Origin of the sequence: Vibrio profundi (assembly GCF_043642225.1) — a bacterium.
In the GTDB taxonomy this organism is placed as follows: domain Bacteria; phylum Pseudomonadota; class Gammaproteobacteria; order Enterobacterales; family Vibrionaceae; genus Vibrio; species Vibrio profundi_A.
Window position 1 is genome coordinate 132,298 of the sequence record NZ_JBHZSF010000010.1, and the last position, 17,765, is coordinate 150,062.

General features: G+C 43.0%; 19 protein-coding genes. 13 read left to right on the forward strand and 6 right to left on the reverse strand.

All coding sequences use genetic code 11. From position 1 onward, the window contains the following. Positions 1-34: 34 nt before the first annotated feature. Complete coding sequence (gene panE / locus ACHUFI_RS15595) at positions 35-922, reverse strand: 2-dehydropantoate 2-reductase (RefSeq protein WP_394250718.1); 888 nt, start codon at positions 920-922, stop codon at positions 35-37. A 110-nt stretch (positions 923-1,032) separates the two neighbouring features. Continuing rightward, positions 1,033-1,839 carry a nucleoside-specific channel-forming Tsx family protein gene (locus ACHUFI_RS15600; RefSeq protein ID WP_394250720.1) on the reverse strand — a complete coding sequence of 269 codons (807 nt, stop codon included), beginning with the start codon at positions 1,837-1,839 and terminating at the stop codon, positions 1,033-1,035. A gap of 501 nt (positions 1,840-2,340) precedes the next feature. Here ACHUFI_RS15600 and ACHUFI_RS15605 point away from each other — a divergent pair. The 4 genes from ACHUFI_RS15605 to ACHUFI_RS15620 all read left to right on the forward strand — a co-directional run bounded on the left by ACHUFI_RS15605 (position 2,341) and on the right by ACHUFI_RS15620 (position 5,603). Continuing rightward, complete coding sequence (locus tag ACHUFI_RS15605) at positions 2,341-2,934, forward strand: LON peptidase substrate-binding domain-containing protein (protein ID WP_394250722.1); 594 nt, start codon at positions 2,341-2,343, stop codon at positions 2,932-2,934. Beyond that, positions 2,931-4,283 (forward strand): DUF4397 domain-containing protein, encoded by a 1,353-nt coding sequence (locus tag ACHUFI_RS15610; protein WP_394250724.1) that lies wholly within the window; start codon positions 2,931-2,933, stop codon positions 4,281-4,283. The genes ACHUFI_RS15605 and ACHUFI_RS15610 overlap by 4 nt, the downstream gene beginning before the upstream one ends. A gap of 79 nt (positions 4,284-4,362) precedes the next feature. After that, on the forward strand, positions 4,363-4,947 hold the full coding sequence (locus tag ACHUFI_RS15615) for a sigma-70 family RNA polymerase sigma factor (protein ID WP_394250726.1): 585 nt from the start codon (positions 4,363-4,365) through the stop codon (positions 4,945-4,947). After that, complete coding sequence (locus tag ACHUFI_RS15620; RefSeq protein ID WP_394250728.1) at positions 4,944-5,603, forward strand: ChrR family anti-sigma-E factor; 660 nt, start codon at positions 4,944-4,946, stop codon at positions 5,601-5,603. Before ACHUFI_RS15615 ends, ACHUFI_RS15620 begins: the two co-directional genes overlap by 4 nt. Positions 5,604-5,682: 79 nt before the next feature. On the opposite strand, the gene ACHUFI_RS15625 is transcribed toward ACHUFI_RS15620, so the two are convergent. The 4 genes from ACHUFI_RS15625 to ACHUFI_RS15640 form a co-directional block, all read right to left on the reverse strand. Continuing rightward, positions 5,683-7,068 carry an AmpG family muropeptide MFS transporter gene (locus ACHUFI_RS15625; protein WP_394250730.1) on the reverse strand — a complete coding sequence of 462 codons (1,386 nt, stop codon included), beginning with the start codon at positions 7,066-7,068 and terminating at the stop codon, positions 5,683-5,685. A gap of 57 nt (positions 7,069-7,125) precedes the next feature. Continuing rightward, positions 7,126-7,671: a peptidylprolyl isomerase gene (locus ACHUFI_RS15630; RefSeq protein ID WP_394250732.1), complete on the reverse strand. Its 546-nt coding sequence runs from the start codon at positions 7,669-7,671 to the stop codon at positions 7,126-7,128. Continuing rightward, positions 7,671-8,240 (reverse strand): YajG family lipoprotein, encoded by a 570-nt coding sequence (locus ACHUFI_RS15635; RefSeq protein ID WP_394250734.1) that lies wholly within the window; start codon positions 8,238-8,240, stop codon positions 7,671-7,673. The genes ACHUFI_RS15630 and ACHUFI_RS15635 overlap by 1 nt, the downstream gene beginning before the upstream one ends. 70 nt (positions 8,241-8,310) lie before the next feature. Further along, entirely contained in the window at positions 8,311-9,462 is a 1,152-nt protein-coding gene (locus ACHUFI_RS15640) for a methyltransferase (RefSeq protein ID WP_394250736.1), read from the reverse strand. A gap of 173 nt (positions 9,463-9,635) precedes the next feature. Here ACHUFI_RS15640 and ACHUFI_RS15645 point away from each other — a divergent pair, with 173 nt between their 5' ends. From ACHUFI_RS15645 to nqrM, 9 genes are all read left to right on the forward strand, one after another. Continuing rightward, positions 9,636-9,947 (forward strand): BolA/IbaG family iron-sulfur metabolism protein, encoded by a 312-nt coding sequence (locus ACHUFI_RS15645; RefSeq protein WP_394250738.1) that lies wholly within the window; start codon positions 9,636-9,638, stop codon positions 9,945-9,947. A gap of 510 nt (positions 9,948-10,457) precedes the next feature. Then, positions 10,458-11,798 (forward strand): Na(+)-translocating NADH-quinone reductase subunit A, encoded by a 1,341-nt coding sequence (locus tag ACHUFI_RS15650; RefSeq protein ID WP_394250740.1) that lies wholly within the window; start codon positions 10,458-10,460, stop codon positions 11,796-11,798. Positions 11,799-11,803: 5 nt separating this feature from the next. Further along, a complete protein-coding gene (locus tag ACHUFI_RS15655) occupies positions 11,804-13,048 on the forward strand; it encodes an NADH:ubiquinone reductase (Na(+)-transporting) subunit B (protein ID WP_394250742.1) in 1,245 nt (414 codons plus the stop codon). Next, on the forward strand, positions 13,038-13,805 hold the full coding sequence (locus ACHUFI_RS15660; protein WP_394250744.1) for a Na(+)-translocating NADH-quinone reductase subunit C: 768 nt from the start codon (positions 13,038-13,040) through the stop codon (positions 13,803-13,805). Before ACHUFI_RS15655 ends, ACHUFI_RS15660 begins: the two co-directional genes overlap by 11 nt. Then, complete coding sequence (locus tag ACHUFI_RS15665) at positions 13,805-14,437, forward strand: NADH:ubiquinone reductase (Na(+)-transporting) subunit D (protein ID WP_394250746.1); 633 nt, start codon at positions 13,805-13,807, stop codon at positions 14,435-14,437. Before ACHUFI_RS15660 ends, ACHUFI_RS15665 begins: the two co-directional genes overlap by 1 nt. 7 nt (positions 14,438-14,444) lie before the next feature. Then, positions 14,445-15,041, forward strand: coding sequence for an NADH:ubiquinone reductase (Na(+)-transporting) subunit E (gene nqrE / locus ACHUFI_RS15670; RefSeq protein WP_394250748.1), 597 nt, complete (start codon positions 14,445-14,447; stop codon positions 15,039-15,041). A gap of 29 nt (positions 15,042-15,070) precedes the next feature. Next, the gene (gene nqrF / locus ACHUFI_RS15675) at positions 15,071-16,297 is read left to right on the forward strand and encodes an NADH:ubiquinone reductase (Na(+)-transporting) subunit F (protein WP_394250750.1); all 1,227 of its coding nucleotides are present in this window, start codon (positions 15,071-15,073) and stop codon (positions 16,295-16,297) included. Between the two features lie 166 nt (positions 16,298-16,463). After that, positions 16,464-17,468, forward strand: a complete 1,005-nt coding sequence (locus ACHUFI_RS15680) for an FAD:protein FMN transferase (RefSeq protein ID WP_394250752.1) — start codon at positions 16,464-16,466, stop codon at positions 17,466-17,468. 16 nt (positions 17,469-17,484) lie between these two features. Beyond that, positions 17,485-17,739: a (Na+)-NQR maturation NqrM gene (nqrM, locus tag ACHUFI_RS15685; protein WP_394250813.1), complete on the forward strand. Its 255-nt coding sequence runs from the start codon at positions 17,485-17,487 to the stop codon at positions 17,737-17,739. The last annotated feature ends 26 nt before the right edge of the window (positions 17,740-17,765 follow it).

Below are 17,765 nucleotides of genomic sequence, written 5' to 3' on the forward strand. Positions count from 1 at the left end.
GGAGCGAGTCCTTACGAGATACTGGTTGCGCTAGTTAGTCTGTCCAGCTTTGCTCTTGTTTTTTCACTGACTGATAGAGCGCTCGGTTCACAGGAACATCTATCCCGTGTTCTTCCGCTTTTCTTATGAGATAGCCAGTGATGAAGTCGATCTCAGTTTTGCGTTGATAATACATATCTTGCTTCATCGAAGAGTTATTATTTGCCGTTGCCTGGATGACAGCAGTAATTGTAGAACGAAGCGCGTCTAATTCACACTCTACATTTTCTGCTTTCATCACTAAGTAAAGTTCATGAGAAATATCATTGAGTGCTTCAAGATGTCGGCTGTCTGCGAGTTGACCATTTTTAATTTGGTTTAGCCCGGTAAGTGGGTTGATGGCACAGTTGATTGCGAGCTTATTCCATAAAGCGTGTTGGATTTTTGAATTCCACGTCACATTGGGAAGCGCATGATTTAAAACGTCGACAAGAAAGCGACATTGATTACCGAGGTGGTTAAATGCACCTAACTGAGTTTCTCCTAACCCCGTATGTTTCACTTGAATCGTCGAAGGTTTAAATGCAGCTTGAGTGGTGGTAGCAATCATGACTGGGTAAGTGCTAATGATTTTTTCTATCTTGTCTAAGGCGCCCATTCCATTGTGCATGAACATAAGAATGGCATCTTTATGGATATGCTTAAGCAAAGGAGTCGCAGCATTTTCTACTTGCCATGCTTTGACAGTAAACAGGATAAGATCGGCGGCTTGTAAATCACTAACATTATTATTGGAGAAGGTAATAGCGTCGCTATCATCTAACGAAAGTGAGATGGAGCTGGACTGGGTTCGACTCCATAAGGAAACAGAGTGCCCTGCCTGAAATAGTTTGATTGCCCATAAAGAGCCGATAGCTCCGGGGCCTACGATGGTGATGTTCACTGCTTTACCTTTATCATAACCCTGAGGGCAAGGATAACGGTGCAGCAAATGAAATCAATAAAAAATGGCGCTGTATAGCGCCATTTTAATATCTCTAGGTATAAGTTCTATTAGAACTTGTACGTTACTGCTACGTAGTGACCAACGCCAGATGTACGACCAGCAAAACCACCATCCTCTAGACCGTAAACTGTCTCGTAAGCTTTTAGACCGTAACCAACTGCGTAACGATCTGAGTGCCAGTAGATACCGTTAAACATTGCACCGCCACTAGTCTCTGCGCTGTACTCGTCTTTCATGCCAAATTGCCAATCAATGTAACCTTGGTATGAAATGAAAGAACCGTTTTCGAAGAAGTAGAAAGGTTTGAACCAGTTAGTAGAAACTTGGAAGCCGTTCCAATCTTTAACGTTAGAGTCGTAGTTACCGTAGAAGTTTAGGCCGATTTTGCCTAACCATGGAACCATTACATCAGAACCTAGACCAATTTTCTGTTGGTTAACACCAAATGTTGTATCAGTTGTATTTACGCCATCCCAAGTAATTTCAGAGGCTACGTATAGCTCTTGAACAGGACCGAACGAAAGGTCTTTACCTGTAAGGCCATCAATAGACATGCGAGGGGCAAACTTCATGAACATTTTTGCTTGGCTATCAGCTTTGTCACTGCCTGGATCTGAAGTTAGGTTGAATACATCAACATAGCCGTACAGGTCGAAAATCCCAGAGCGACCACCAAATTCCATTTCCATGTAATCGTGGTTTGAGTTGCCAGGCTTTTCGTTAAATGCACCCATAAGGTTAAATTGCATCCACTTGTAATCGTTTTTGTGGATGTCACCGTCAGAGTAGTCTGCAGCCATTACTGGAGCAGAAGTCGCAGCTAGTAGGCCAAGAGTTAAAAGTGATTTACGCATAATGGAACTCTCTATGTTTGTAATAATGTAACTACGCTTATCCATGCGCTGTATTAATCCGAATGGAGCGCATCATAACGATTAAAATCTCAATTAAAAGTGATAAATGGCGTAATATTTCACTAATCTAGTGATTTGGATCTCACTTTTGTAAATACCAATGGAACTTTATTGTTGTTACATTGTGTTGCTTATTTTTTTGTGATGTTAATCGTTTTTCTTATCGATTTTTTAAGTTTTATGCTTATCGATTAACCAACAGTTTTAGTTAATTAATCCAGTTAATCAAAACAATGCACTTATAAATTTTAATTATGTGAGATTGGTTGTTTATGGTGTTTGGTGAATAGTTGTGTATTTCATATGTATCGGCACAAAAATACGACGAACGTTCGGTAACGGTCACTTCTCTCTAATTTTTCTTATCGTCCGCTGATTAATTCTGATCGTTTCTCACGCTCTCACGTAACTAATGATGGAATATGTAAATGTGGGATGGATATGACTGAGCTAATTTTGTTTCCTTTAAATTCGGTTGTTTTACCCAAAGGGAGAATGACGTTAAGAATTTTTGAACCTAGATATCAACGAATGGTGAAGCTTTGTTGTTCAGAAGATATTGGATTTGGGATTTGCTTAGTTTGCGGCCGCAGTTCAGACCACCTTAATCAATTCTCTGAAATCGGAACGATGGTGAAAATCGTCGATTTCGAACTTTTAGATAACGGAATTCTAGGCATAACAGTAGAGGGCACTCAAAAATTTATCGTCAAAAAAGTTTGGAAGGAGTTTGATGGGTTGAGAAAGGCTAGTGTTGAGTATTTAGATAACTGGCCAGAATCAACATTTGACTCAGATGACAGATATTTGAGTAATCAACTGAAAGAAGTTTATAAGCACTTCCCCAAACTAGGTGATCTGTATGCGCAGCAAAAGTATGACGACGCGAGTTGGGTAACACAGCGTTGGCTTGAGTTACTGCCACTAGACCTAGAGCAATTTGAACAACTAACACTGTCCAAAGATTGTGAACAGGCGAAAAACTTTTTAAGAAATGCCATAGAACCTCTAACGAAGAGAGAGAAAGGGCAATGAAAGCGATTACTTTATCTGCGGTCTTAGGTTTGTCTTTGGGTTTTCTGTCTGGATGTGATTCAGATGATGAAAAGACCAACCTGCAAGCGGTACATGCGTCGGCAGACGCCCCATTAACGAATGTATTTATTAATGGTGAAAATCGGTTTACTGGTGTTGATTACGCACAAGCTTCGGGTTTTATCGAAGTTGACGATGGCAGAAATACAGTCAAAGTCGACGTCCAACTACCAGCAGGGCAATCACTGACAGTGATTGACACAACTAAGCTTAACCTGTCGGCCGAGATGGATTATACAGTGATGGTCGTAGGGGACGCCGATGGTTCTACGAATCCGGTTGAGGCATTGGTTGTGACGAGACCTGCAGAAGGCAATGCGTCGGCTACGATGTTAGATGTACAGCTAGTACATGCCGCTTCAGGTGTAGGTGACGTGAATATTTATGTTACAGAGCCAGGTGCAGATCTAGCCAGCAGTACTCCTGTAGGCCCTGTGTCTTACAAAGGGTTCTCTGGTGTTCTTACTATCCCGTCAGGTCAGTACCAAATACGCATACAAACAGCAGCCGATGACGCGATCGCGTTTGACTCTGGCACCGTCAGTTTGTCTCCTAATACCGAACTCACGGTTGCCGCAGTTAAACGTACCGAAACCAGTGGCGCATCGCCGGTTCAGTTAATGGTTATGGATGGGGCTGGATCATCTACAATTTATGATAAGGATGAACAGGCTGAGCTTAGAGTTGGACACTTAGTTGATGGTGCACCTAATGTTGATGTATACGTCAATGATGTGCAGTTTGCGCCTTTGGATTCACTTGCTTTCAAGCAGATTAGAGGCTTCTTAGATCTAGATGCCGATGATTATGATCTGAGTGTTTACGTTGAGGGTACGTCGAGTCCTGCGTTGATTGATGCAGATGGAGTAAGCCTGAACGCAGGGAAAGATTACAGTGTTTACGCTGTTGGTACTTCGACGCCTGTTGCACTTGAACCTTTAGTGGTTGAAGAAAATAGACGCTCTGTTGCCACGAGTGCGGTGCTAAATGTGACACATGGTGCGGCGAACGACTTAGCAGCCCTAGTGGATATTTATCTCACCACGAGTACTGGCATTGACGGAAGTGATCCAACTGTTAGTGATTTTGCGTATAAAGAATCAATCAACGGATTATACGTTGAAGAGGGAAGTTATTACGTGACAATTACGGTGGCTAATCAGCCTGACGTTGTAGCGATAGATTCAGCTCCAGTCAGTGTAGAGAGCGGCAGTGTTTATCAAGTGGTCGCCATTGATGATGGTAACAATGGTGGTTTTAACTTACTTGTGAGTGAAACCACCGATTAATGGTTTATCAATATAGGGAGCGATTTCGCTCCCACAAAATGAAAATTGAACGCTTTTACGGAAAATGTAGGGGTCAATTATGCAAAGCAGTAATCCAGTGCCGCAATCTAGACAAGAGTGGGCTGATTGTATGGAACTGGTTAAAGGAAGAGATAAAGAGGCCTTTGCAACGATATTTCGTTTCTATACGCCAAGGCTGAAACAGTTTACTTTCAAGCATGTGGGTAACGAACAAGTAGCAACAGAGATGGTGCAAGAAACTTTATCTGCAGTGTGGCAAAAAGCGCATTTGTTTGATGGCACAAAGAGTGCGCTTTCTACTTGGATATACACAATCGCGAGAAATTTGTGTTTCGATACGCTTAGAAAGCAAAAAGGGAAGTCGGTGTCACTTTACTCTGAAGATATTTGGCCAGAGGACTATTTACCTGCAGATAGAGTCGAATCTTACTCCCCCGAGCAAGATATGTTGAAGGAACAAGTGGGTAAGTTTTTACAGCTACTACCTGAAAACCAACGGGTGGTGATGCAAGCTGTCTATGTGCAGGATATCTCTCAACAAGAGGTGGCGGAGTTACTCGATATTCCTCTCGGCACGGTCAAATCGAGATTACGATTAGCAGTAGAAAAACTACGACATCAAATGAGAGTGGAGGACGTATGAAATATCACCCTGAAGCGGCTTTGTTAGAGTCGTATGTGCGCGGAGAAATCAGCGCTGTTGATGGTGTAACGGTTACCACGCATTTGGAAACGTGTTCATCCTGCCGCTCAATGGTCGCTAGCTTAGAGGAAAAAGAAGCTCAGTTAATCGAGGCGATTGACAGCGAATATGACGTAGCTTTCGATTCGATGATGGGGGATATTCTTGAATTGCCTTCGCTAGATGTGAAAATATCTGAAAAGAAAATCACATCGGTTCAGGTTAATGGCAAAACTTTTGAGCTTCCCAAATCTTTGAGTCGTTTTACAAAGAACATGAGTGAATGGCGAAGTTACGGCGGGAAGGTGTTTAGTTCGACGATCGATTTAGGAGAGGCTGAACGTGTCAATCTTCTCTACATTAGTGAAGGCGTTCAAGTTCCTCAGCATACACATAGAGGCACAGAGTCTACTTTGGTTCTTCATGGTAGCTTTAGTGATGAGGATGGTGAATACCATAAAGGTGACTTTTTGGTTGCAGACGGAAGCGTTAAACATTCACCTCGTACCGAGAAAGGACAAGATTGCCTCTGTTTAACCGTTTTATCTGAGCCTATGGTGTTTACTCAAGGCGTTGCAAGAGTCTTCAATATGTTTGGGCATGGTATGTACCCATAACTCTATATTTTTAATAAAAAGGCTTGGAGAAATCCAAGCCTTTTATTTTGTTTCCAATAATGATCTTAAAGCTAACCTTTTACTCGGTTACCTTTTCACGCGTCACTTCATCATCATTACTTTTTGCCTTTTCAAGCAAGTTTGCAAAGTAGTGGCGAAGTGAATACAGCATGATCAAACTCGGAATAACCATTAACGAAGTAATAATAAAGAACGTCGACCAATCGTTAAGAAAATCAACCAACTCCCCACTGAAAGATGCAAGAGTCGTACGTCCAAAGTTACCGAGAGACGCAAGTAAAGCATATTGTGTTGCAGAGAACGCTTGCCCTGTTAGTAAGGTCAGGAAAGAAACAAAAGCAACGGTTGAGAAAGCTGTTGTAAAGTTATCGACGATAATTGTGGCAAGGAAGAGGTGTTCATTTGGCCCTACCTTGGCAATCCAAGCGAACATTAAGTTACTTGCTGCCATGGCAATACCGCCAATCATCAAGCCTCGAACAATACCGAACTTAACATTAAAAACACTGCCAAGCAGAGTAAAGAAAATGGTCGCACCCCAACCAATTAATTTCGAATAATGGCCGATTTGCTCGTTACTAAAACCGACTTCTTTGTAGAAGGTAATCGACATTCGGCCAAGGAACGCTTCGCCAATTTTGAATAGGAACACAAACAAAAGTAAGGTAATGGCTACTTGTACGCCGTTACGTTTGAAGAAATCATAGAAAGGTTCAATAACGGTCACACTAAACCAAGCCACGATTTTAGAACCCACAACTTGATTATGTCGGTTTTCAGCTTGCTGCTGCAAAGCTTCACGCTGAGTTTTCGGCTCTCCAACTAGTAAAGTAAAGAGCATCAATACCCCAACGATGCCTGCCATACCGTAATACACGCCGTTCCAACCAATGGAGTCAGCATTAATAAAAGCGAGATAGCCGGGTAAAGAATATCCAGTCCACCAACCGATTACGGCCATTGCTGAAGCTTGTGGCAATTTAGTGGATTCTGATTTTGGAAACGTATCAATACGATACGCATCGATGGCAATATCTTGAGTTGCAGAGGCTATTGCCACACCAAGGGCCAACATAGAGGTAAACATCAGATCATCAGCAGGGTTTACTCCAGCGATGAATAGAGTGCATGTAAGTACTAATGCTTGGCAGAGAAAAATCCAGCTTCGACGTTGCCCTAACACTGCGTGAAGCACGGGAAGTTTGACTCTATCAACCAAAGGTGCCCAAAGGAAATTGATCGCGTAAACTGCGAAGACGCTACCAAAATAGCCGATGGCTGCCCGTGTTAATCCCGCATCTTTAAGCCAACCAGACATGTTTGAGCCGATAAGAACCCATGGGAAGCCGCTCGAACAACCAAGCATAAACACCCAAAGAAGGCGTTTGTCGAGGTAACTGCGGAAAGTTTGCATCCATGAAAGGGGCTGAGTGCCTGATGACATAAGAATACGTCCTTGTTAAATGAAAGAACGCCTCAATAGTATTGAGGCGTGATAAATCTATAGTTGAAGAGTTGCTTTGGTAATGACGATAGCTTCAACGGGTACATCAGCCATGCGGCCAACATTTTTCGTTGGTTTCTTCGCCATGCTTTGAATGACTTCAAAGCCTTGCGTAACTTTGCCGAATACCGCGTAGCCCGGTGGGCGCTGAGAAGCATCTAGGAAGTTATTGTCATTTAAGTTGATGAAGAACTGGCGAGTCGCAGAATTTGGGTTGCTAGTTCTTGCCATTGCGATTGTCGCAGTTTGGTTTTGTAGGCCGTTAGCACCTTCATTTTTAATTGGTGCATAAGTCGCAAGACGATTCATGTCTTTATCGAAACCACCACCTTGAGCCATAAAGCCGGCAATCACACGGTGGAATTGGCTGCCAACATAGCTGCCATCTTCAACATACTTAATAAAGTTAGCCACAGATATTGGCGCTTTCTCTTCATTTAACTCAACAGTGAAAGAGCCTAAGGTTGTTTCAAATACGACTTTAGGTGCAGACCAAGAAGCAAAGCTGACCAATAGTAGCAGTGGGGCAAATAAGCGCAGCATTAGAAACGCTCCTTCATGTAGTTTTGCAATTCACGGTCATTAGCTATTTCTGCTAAAACTAAATTGATGACATCATTTAATACGGTTTCGATCTCATCATTTGATGCGCTAAGCGTACCTGTGCGTTGTGCTACGCCATTAAATGTTTTAACCAATTTACCTTGTGGTGTTTCTGCTGTGACTTCTAGTGTCACTTTGCCATCCATCTGGTTTTCCATAATGCTGTGTTTTACAGTCACTAAGGCTTCTTGAATCTCTAGCACAATGGAGTTTTCACTGTTCACACTGATGCGGAAACCTTGAGACTCTAGCTGTTGTGCTAATACATTTTCCAAAGCAATACGCATGTTCTGTTTTGCGTGAATCGGCTCAATGTTAGAACGTCCGCTATCGACAAGAGCAACGTACTGAGCTGCTCGAACATCCTTACTTGAAAGTGTAAATGTCGCGTCTTTAACAATATCACTTGAGCTCAATGTTGCTTTTGGCATTACATTTAACTGCTCTTGTTGAGGAGCGGCACAAGCAGTAAGCAATGCAATAGAAGCAGCTAAAACCAGTTTCTTCATTCTTATATCCTTGTTAAATACTCACGCCGTTTGACGGCGTGGTTGAATTTTATAGCGAAGTTTCAGATAGTTATTTATTAAAGTTAGCAGGTTCTCTAGTGGCTTGTAAAATCTCAAACTTTTGGTTTAGTTCCAGAGTTTCAACATTAGCCTCGCCAAACAGTCGCGCTAGTTTTACATCGTATCCGAGGTGTCGGTTACCAATAACTATTAATTTCCCTCCGTTGCTTAGAACATGCTTTGCATCACAGAACATTTGCCACGCGATATGATCAGTAATCGCTTGCTGTTGGTGAAATGGAGGGTTACATAACACCAAGTAACTGCTGTTCTTCTTAAAACCGTCTAAGCAATTGTTCGCAATGAACTGAAAATTGCCTTCTTCACCTAGGTTATCAATAACGTTTTGGCGCGCCGATTCAATCGCCATAAAGCTCTCATCTATACAAGTAATTCGAGCTTGAGGGTTAAGCTGCCCAGCTTTGACACTGAGAACACCGTTGCCACAGCCTAAGTCGATAATATGACGAAGTTCTGGATCTTGAGGGATATGCTCGAGCATGTAGCGAGCGCCTTGATCTAGGCTTTCTCCTGAATAAACGTTAGGTAAGTTCTTTAGGTGAATATCTTCGCCATCGACATCCCATTCTGTTATTGGATTGACTTCTTGTATAGGCAAGCAATTAGGAGTCGAGAAAACCAAACGGTGCTTTTTCTTTGCAAGAGAAGTGGTCGTAGTACCTAAATACTTTTCAAAGAGGTTCAGTGTTGATGTATGAATTTCTTTGACCTTATTGACGCCTATGACTTGGCAGTTTTCAGGTAAAGCCTGACGAAGCTGGCTGAGTTGCCATATTAAGTGACGGTTGCTTTTTGGCAGTTGAAACAAGACTAAGTCAATACCGTGAGGGATGGCATCCATAGTATTCAGGAAGTTGACTCGATTGCATTGGTTGCGCTGTAAGTTTTTTAGTGCCCCTCGGTGAGAGATAAAAGAGTCACTCATCATAGTGACTTCATGATTCTCTGAGAACCAACAAGAAAGAGCGCCAAAATGGTCATTTAAAACCAGAATGTGCTTGCCCGGCTCTAGGTTCATCTCTTCTACATGATTGATTAAATACTCATCACCGGCATCCCAAGCCTGAAGGGTTTCGTTAGAGCGTTTCGGGAAACGGTGTAGCGTGAGGTCTCGGCCGAGAAGTGAAAGTTCAGTTTTCATGATATTGGGACACTTATATATAGGAAATTACAAGACTATTGTCGCAAATGATAGTGGAACAAGATAGCGGAAACTGTTGTTTTAGCCCTTAGGTAAAATAAATAGTCGGAAGCATTCATCGATGAGTTTATAATGCTCAAACCAATTGTAAGTCTAATCCAAAGGGCACTCTCATGATCCAAGAAATCATTGAAACCAAGTTACGCAACGAATTAAAGCCAACTCATCTAAATGTTGAGAATGAGAGTTACATGCACAATGTACCTGCAGGCTCAGAAAGCCATTTTAAAGTGGTGATTGTTAGTGCTGAGTTTGAAGGACTAAGACTCATCGGCCGTCATCGAAAAGTAAATGCAGTGCTTGCAGAAGAGCTTGCGAACAATATTCATGCTTTGTCTATGCATACATTTACCGAAGCTGAGTGGAAAGAGCAAAATGGTGGTGTACCAGAAAGCCCAATGTGCATGGGTGGCGGAAAAGGCTAACCCATCATTTATTATTAAAACGGTGAGCTCACCGTTTTAAAAACTCTCTGAAATCGTAAGTGGTTATTATTTTATATGAAACTACGATGCTCTCATAAATACCCATAATGAGTAATGTTTTTATTAACAGTGTTTCAACAAATGAATGGGCATTTTAAGTTGTGACAGGGTGTTTCATTTCCATTTAAAAAGTAGCTATGTTTGGCGATTATCTGTGCGGCGCGTCAAAGTTATGAATATTCTCTAGCCTATATCCTTCAATTCCTTCCAAATAAAAGCGCTATTCAAGTTATTGGTCATGGCATCAAGTTCCCAAAAAATGCTAGACTATCGCACCTGATAAATCTCACCTAAAATATGTGATGGATTTATTAATAGGATGTTGCGATTTTGATGTTTAAAACACGTCAAAACCGGACACTGTAATGTCGTGTCTAAGGGTGGATAATTAGCACCCTAAATTTACGCAATTAAAAGAATCTTTTTCCCGATAAAGTAGTGCAAGTGCGTATGATTACAATAAAGAAGGGTTTGGATCTTCCTATCGCAGGAACTCCTACCCAGGTGATTAATGATGGTAAGTCCATCACTAAAGTCGCCTTGCTTGGCGAAGAGTACGTTGGTATGCGTCCTACGATGCATGCTCGCGTTGGTGATGAAGTGAAGAAAGGCCAAGTTCTTTTTGCAGATAAAAAGAACCCAGGCGTAGTATTTACTTCTCCAGCAAGTGGTAAAGTTATTGAAGTGAACCGCGGTGCTAAGCGTGTTCTTCAATCCGTAGTGGTTGAAGTCGCTGGTAACGAGCAAATCACATTCAACAGCTTTGAAGCTAGCCAACTAGCAGGCCTAGACCGTGAAGCGGTTAAAGCTCAGTTAGTTGAGTCTGGCGCGTGGACCGCTTTGCGTACTCGTCCGTTCAGCAAGGTTCCAGCTATTGAGTCTTCAACAAAGGCAATTTTCGTTACTGCAATGGATACAAACCCATTGGCAGCTGAGCCTGAGTTGGTGATTAATGAGCAATCTGATGCTTTCCTAGCTGGCTTAGACATTCTTTCAACTCTGACTGATGACAAAGTATACGTTTGTAAGAAAGGTACTAGCTTACCTCGCTCATCTCAATCAAACGTTGAAGAACATGTATTTGATGGCCCACACCCTGCAGGTCTTGCGGGTACGCATATGCATTACCTATATCCGGTAAATGCTGAAAATGTTGCGTGGAGCATTAACTACCAAGATGTTATCGCATTCGGTAAGTTGTTCCTTACTGGTGAAATCTACACTGACCGCGTTGTTTCTCTCGGCGGCCCTGTGGTAAACAATCCTCGTCTTGTTCGTACTCAGCTTGGTGCTAGCCTTGAAGAGTTAACAGACAGCGAATTGATGCCTGGTGAAGTACGTGTAATTTCTGGTTCGGTACTATCTGGCGTAGAGGCTTCTGGGCCACACGCATACCTAGGTCGTTACCATCAGCAAGTTTCTGTTCTACGTGAAGGTCGTGATAAGGACCTATTCGGCTGGGCTATGCCTGGTAAGAACAAGTTCTCTGTTACTCGTTCATTCCTTGGTCACCTGTTTAAAGGTCAGTTGTTCAACATGACAACGACTACAAACGGTAGTGACCGCTCAATGGTTCCAATTGGTAACTACGAGCGCGTAATGCCTCTAGATATGGAACCTACATTACTGCTTCGTGATCTATGTGCAGGCGACATTGATAGTGCTCAAGCACTTGGTGCGCTAGAGCTAGACGAAGAAGATGTAGCATTGTGTACCTTTGTATGTCCAGGTAAGTACGAGTACGGTCAACTACTTCGTGAATGCCTAGATACGATTGAGAAGGAAGGGTAATTTTCATGGGCCTTAAAAAGTTTCTTGAAGACATCGAGCATCATTTTGAGCCAGGTGGTAAACACGAGAAGTGGTTTGCGCTTTACGAAGCAGCAGCGACAGTGTTTTACACGCCAGGTCTTATCACAAAGAAAAGCTCACACGTTCGTGATAGCGTTGATTTAAAACGTATCATGATCATGGTTTGGTTCGCGGTATTCCCAGCAATGTTCTGGGGTATGTACAACGCGGGTGGCCAAGCTATCGCAGCACTTAACCATATGTACGCAGGCGCTGAACTAGCATCTGTTATCAGTGGTAACTGGCACTACTGGCTAACCGAAATGCTTGGCGCCTCCTTAGGAGCCGATGCAGGTGTTGGCAGCAAGATGCTACTTGGTGCGACATACTTCCTACCTATCTACGCAACGGTATTCATCGTTGGTGGTTTCTGGGAAGTTCTGTTCTGTATGGTGCGTAAGCACGAAGTAAACGAGGGTTTCTTTGTTACTTCTATCTTATTTGCGCTTATCGTTCCGCCAACGCTTCCTCTATGGCAAGCAGCACTAGGTATTACCTTCGGTGTTGTTGTTGCGAAAGAGATCTTCGGTGGTACGGGTCGTAACTTCCTTAACCCTGCACTTGCTGGTCGTGCGTTCCTTTTCTTTGCATACCCTGCACAGATTTCAGGTGACGTAGTTTGGACTGCTGCAGATGGTTTCTCTGGTGCAACTGCGCTTAGCCAATGGGCTCAAGGCGGCGGTAGCGCACTAGTGAACACTGTTTCTGGCGAAGCGATTACTTGGATGGACGCGTTCATCGGTAATATCCCTGGTTCAATTGGTGAAGTATCAACTCTTGCACTTATGATTGGTGCTGCATTTATCGTGTACATTCGTGTAGCGTCTTGGCGCATCATCGCTGGTGTAATGATTGGTATGATTGCAGTGTCGACGCTGTTCAATGTAATTGGTTCTGAAACGAACGCAATGTTCAGCATGCCTTGGCATTGGCACCTAGTTCTAGGTGGCTTCGCATTCGGTATGTTCTTTATGGCTACAGACCCAGTATCAGCTTCATTTACCAATAAAGGTAAGTGGTGGTACGGCATCCTAATCGGCGCAATGTGTGTAATGATTCGTGTAGTTAACCCTGCATACCCAGAAGGCATGATGCTTGCGATTCTATTCGCAAACCTATTTGCTCCTCTGTTTGACCACGTTGTAATCGAGAAGAACATTAAGCGGAGACTAGCGCGCTATGGCAAGTAATAACGATAGCATTAAAAAGACGCTGTTTGTTGTTATCGCATTGAGCCTAGTGTGCTCAATCATCGTTTCAACAGCTGCAGTTGTTCTTAAACCTAAGCAACAAGCTAACGCGGTTCTGGATCAGCAAACTAAGATCCTAGAAGTTGCAGGCATTGAGCTAGCGGGTGACGTTCCAGCGTTGTACGCAGAGAACATCGAGCCTCGTCTAGTTGACTTCGCTACTGGCGATTTTGTTGACGCTGACGCTTCTGCATACGATCAACGTAAAGCGGCAAAAGATCCAGCACAGTCAATCAAGCTTTCAGCTGAAGATGACATCGCTAAGATCATTCGTCGTGCGAACATTGGTACAGTATACCTAGTGAAAGATGGCACTGAAACTTCTAAAGTTATCATCCCTGTTCACGGTAACGGCCTATGGTCAATGATGTACGCATTCGTTGCAGTAGAAACTGATGGCAACACAGTTTCTGGCATCACTTACTACGAGCAAGGTGAAACTCCTGGACTTGGTGGTGAAGTTGAGAACCCTACATGGCGTGCTCAATTCGTTGGTAAGAAACTATTCGATGAGAACCACCAACCTGCTATTCAGGTTGTTAAAGGTGGCGCTCCTCAAGGTTCAGAGCACGGTGTAGATGGCCTTTCTGGTGCAACACTGACTAGCGTTGGCGTTCAACATACATTTGACTTCTGGTTAGGTGAAATGGGCTTTGGTCCTTTCCTAGCAAAAGTTCGTGACGGAGGTCTGAACTAATGTCTAGTGCAAAAGAAATTAAAAAGAGCATCTTAGCGCCTGTGTTGGACAACAACCCAATCGCGCTACAGGTTCTTGGTGTGTGTTCTGCTCTTGCGGTAACCACTAAACTAGAAACAGCATTTGTTATGACTATTGCGGTAATGTTCGTTACTGCTCTGTCTAACTTCTTCGTTTCTTTGATCCGTAACCACATTCCTAACAGTGTGCGTATCATCGTTCAGATGGCAATTATCGCATCACTAGTAATCGTGGTAGACCAAGTGCTAAAAGCATACCTATACGATATCTCTAAACAGCTATCTGTATTCGTAGGCCTAATCATTACTAACTGTATTGTAATGGGTCGTGCTGAAGCATTCGCTATGAAATCTGAACCAATCCCATCTCTAATCGATGGTCTTGGTAACGGTCTTGGTTACGGCTTCGTTCTTATCACTGTTGGTTTCTTCCGTGAGCTGCTAGGTTCTGGCAAGCTATTTGGTATGGAAGTTCTACCACTAGTGAGCAACGGTGGTTGGTATCAGCCTAATGGCTTGATGCTTCTAGCACCTTCTGCATTCTTCCTAATTGGTTTCTTGATTTGGGCAATTCGTGTGTTCAAACCAGAACAAGTAGAAGCGAAGGGGTAAGGTAGTCATGGAACATTATATTAGTCTGCTAGTTAAATCGATTTTCATCGAAAACATGGCGCTTTCTTTCTTCCTAGGTATGTGTACATTCCTAGCGGTATCTAAGAAAGTTAAAACTTCTTTTGGCCTTGGTGTTGCGGTAGTTGTAGTACTTACAATCGCTGTTCCAGTAAACAACCTTGTTTACACTCATATTCTGAAAGAAAACGCGCTTGTTGAAGGTATCGATTTAAGTTTCCTTAACTTCATCGCATTTATCGGTGTTATTGCGGCACTTGTGCAAATCCTAGAGATGGTTTTAGACCGTTTCTTCCCACCTTTGTACAACGCACTAGGTATTTTCCTTCCATTGATCACAGTTAACTGTGCGATCTTTGGTGGCGTATCTTTCATGGTAACTCGTGACTACAACTTTGCTGAATCTGTTGTTTATGGCTTCGGTTCTGGTGTGGGTTGGATGTTAGCTATCGTCGCTCTTGCGGGTATTCGTGAGAAGATGAAGTACTCTGATGTACCTCCAGGTCTGCGTGGTCTTGGTATCACGTTTATCTCTGTAGGTTTGATGGCGTTAGGCTTTATGTCTTTCTCTGGTGTTCAACTGTAGGGTAAGCACCCAGAAATAAGGAATAACAAATGCAAAGCATTATTCTTGGTGTAGCGATGTTTACCATCATTGTACTAGCACTTGTTTTAGTGATTTTATTCGCTAAATCTAAGCTTGTACCTACAGGTGACATCACTATCGCTGTAAACGATGATCCAAATCTAGCGATCACAACGCAACCAGGCGGTAAGTTACTAAGTGCTCTAGCGGGCGCAGGCGTATTCGTATCTTCTGCTTGTGGTGGCGGTGGCTCTTGTGGTCAGTGTCGCGTAAAAATTAAATCTGGTGGTGGTGACATTCTTCCAACCGAACTTGACCATATCTCAAAGGGTGAAGCTCGTGAAGGTGAACGTCTAGCATGTCAAGTTGCAATGAAAACGGACATGGATATCGAATTACCAGAAGAAATCTTCGGTGTTAAGAAGTGGGAATGTGAAGTTATCTCTAATGATAACAAAGCAACATTCATCAAAGAGCTTAAGCTGCAAATCCCAGATGGCGAATCAGTACCTTTCCGTGCTGGTGGTTACATCCAGATTGAAGCACCTGCTCACCACATTAAATATGCTGACTTCGATGTACCTGATGAGTACCGTGAAGACTGGGATAAGTTCAACTTGTTCCGTTACGAGTCTAAGGTTGATGAAGATATCATCCGTGCATACTCAATGGCTAACTACCCAGAAGAGCACGGTATTATTATGCTGAACGTGCGTATCGCTACGCCGCCGCCTAATAATCCTGATGTTGCACCTGGTCAAATGTCATCGTTCATCTGGTCTCTTAAAGAGGGCGACAAGTGTACTATCTCTGGTCCATTTGGTGAGTTCTTCGCGAAAGACACAGACAACGAAATGGTATTCGTTGGTGGTGGTGCTGGTATGGCACCAATGCGTTCACACATCTTCGATCAGCTTAAGCGCCTTAACTCAACTCGTAAGATGTCTTTCTGGTACGGTGCACGTTCTAAGCGTGAGATGTTCTACGTAGAAGACTTCGACGGCCTACAAGCTGAAAACGATAACTTCGTTTGGCACTGTGCTCTGTCTGATCCAATGCCAGAAGATAACTGGGATGGTTACACAGGCTTCATCCACAACGTATTGTACGAAAACTACTTGAAGGATCACGAAGCTCCTGAAGATTGTGAGTACTACATGTGTGGTCCACCGATGATGAACGCTGCTGTTATCGGCATGCTGAAAGATCTTGGTGTAGAAGATGAAAATATCCTACTAGATGACTTCGGTGGTTAATCCACTTAAGTGATTGATATTATGGCTGGCTCCTACGAGTCAGCCATTTGTTTTTCTAAGAATAGCTTTGATAACGTTTGTATAAGAAAGGGTAAGATATTAACGGCACCGATAGTTGCTCTTACTTTTCCTTATATAAATCACTAACAATAATTGGAGTAAGCAAGTGAGAAATTGGCTTGTTGCATTAGCTTCTATACTTATTTTGGCAGGTTGTGAGCAGCCTCAAGAACAAGTACATCTAAGCGGCCCGACCATGGGCACGAGTTATAACATTAAGTACATCAACAGCGATGAATTCCCTACTTCAAAAGAGATCCAAACTGAAGTGGATCGTTTACTTGAAGAAGTGAATGATCAGATGTCTACTTATCGGAAAGACTCTGAATTAAGCCGCTTCAACCAATACGAGGGCTCTGACGCGTTTACGGTTTCTGAACAAACCGCTTTAGTTGTGAAAGAAGCGATTCGTTTGAACGGTCTTACTCAAGGTGCATTGGATGTTACGGTTGGTCCATTGGTTAATCTTTGGGGCTTTGGTCCTGAAGCAAGGCCTGAAGTGATTCCCAGTGACGAAGAATTAGCTCAACGCAGAGCGAAAGTTGGTATTCAGCATTTAAGCGCTACGACTACTACATTGACTAAAGACATTCCTAACTTGTACGTAGACTTGTCGACGATTGCAAAAGGTTGGGGAGTCGATGTTGTTGCAGATTACATTGAGTCATTGGGTATTCACAACTTCATGGTTGAGATCGGCGGAGAAATTCGCTTGAAAGGTTTAAACCGTGAAAATGTCGGTTGGCGTATTGCAATAGAGAAACCAAGTGTTGAAGAGCGCACGATACAAGAAATTATAGAGCCTGGTGATATGGCAATTGCAACGTCGGGCGACTACCGTAATTACTACGAGCGTGATGGTGTTCGTTACTCACATATCATCAACCCGGAAACGGGTAAACCACTTAATCATAAAGTGGTTTCAGTAACAGTATTAGACCCATCGTCAATGACGGCTGATGGTTTATCGACAGGCCTTATGGTTTTAGGTGAAAAAACAGGAATGGAAATCGCAAACCAACATAATATTCCGGTATTTATGGTGGTGAAAACTGACGAAGGCTTCATAGAAATGGCTTCAGAAGCATTCAAGCCTTACCTTAAAAAGTAATATAAGCGAGACAATGATGAGCACATTTTTAATTACATTTGGTGTTTTTGTAGCTGTGATTGCCGCAATGTCAATTGGCTATATCGTTCAGAAAAAAGTGGTTAAAGGCAGCTGTGGTGGCCTTGGCGCAGTCGGTATTGAAAAAGTATGTAACTGCCCTGAACCTTGTGATGCGCGTAAAAAGCGTGAAGCTCGTGAAGCGTACCGCGCCGAAAAGCTTGCTGCTCGTGAAGAACAGCTAGCATCTTGGGAAAAAGATCGCATCGCGTAACTTTTTCAGCTACGAGTTATAAAGCC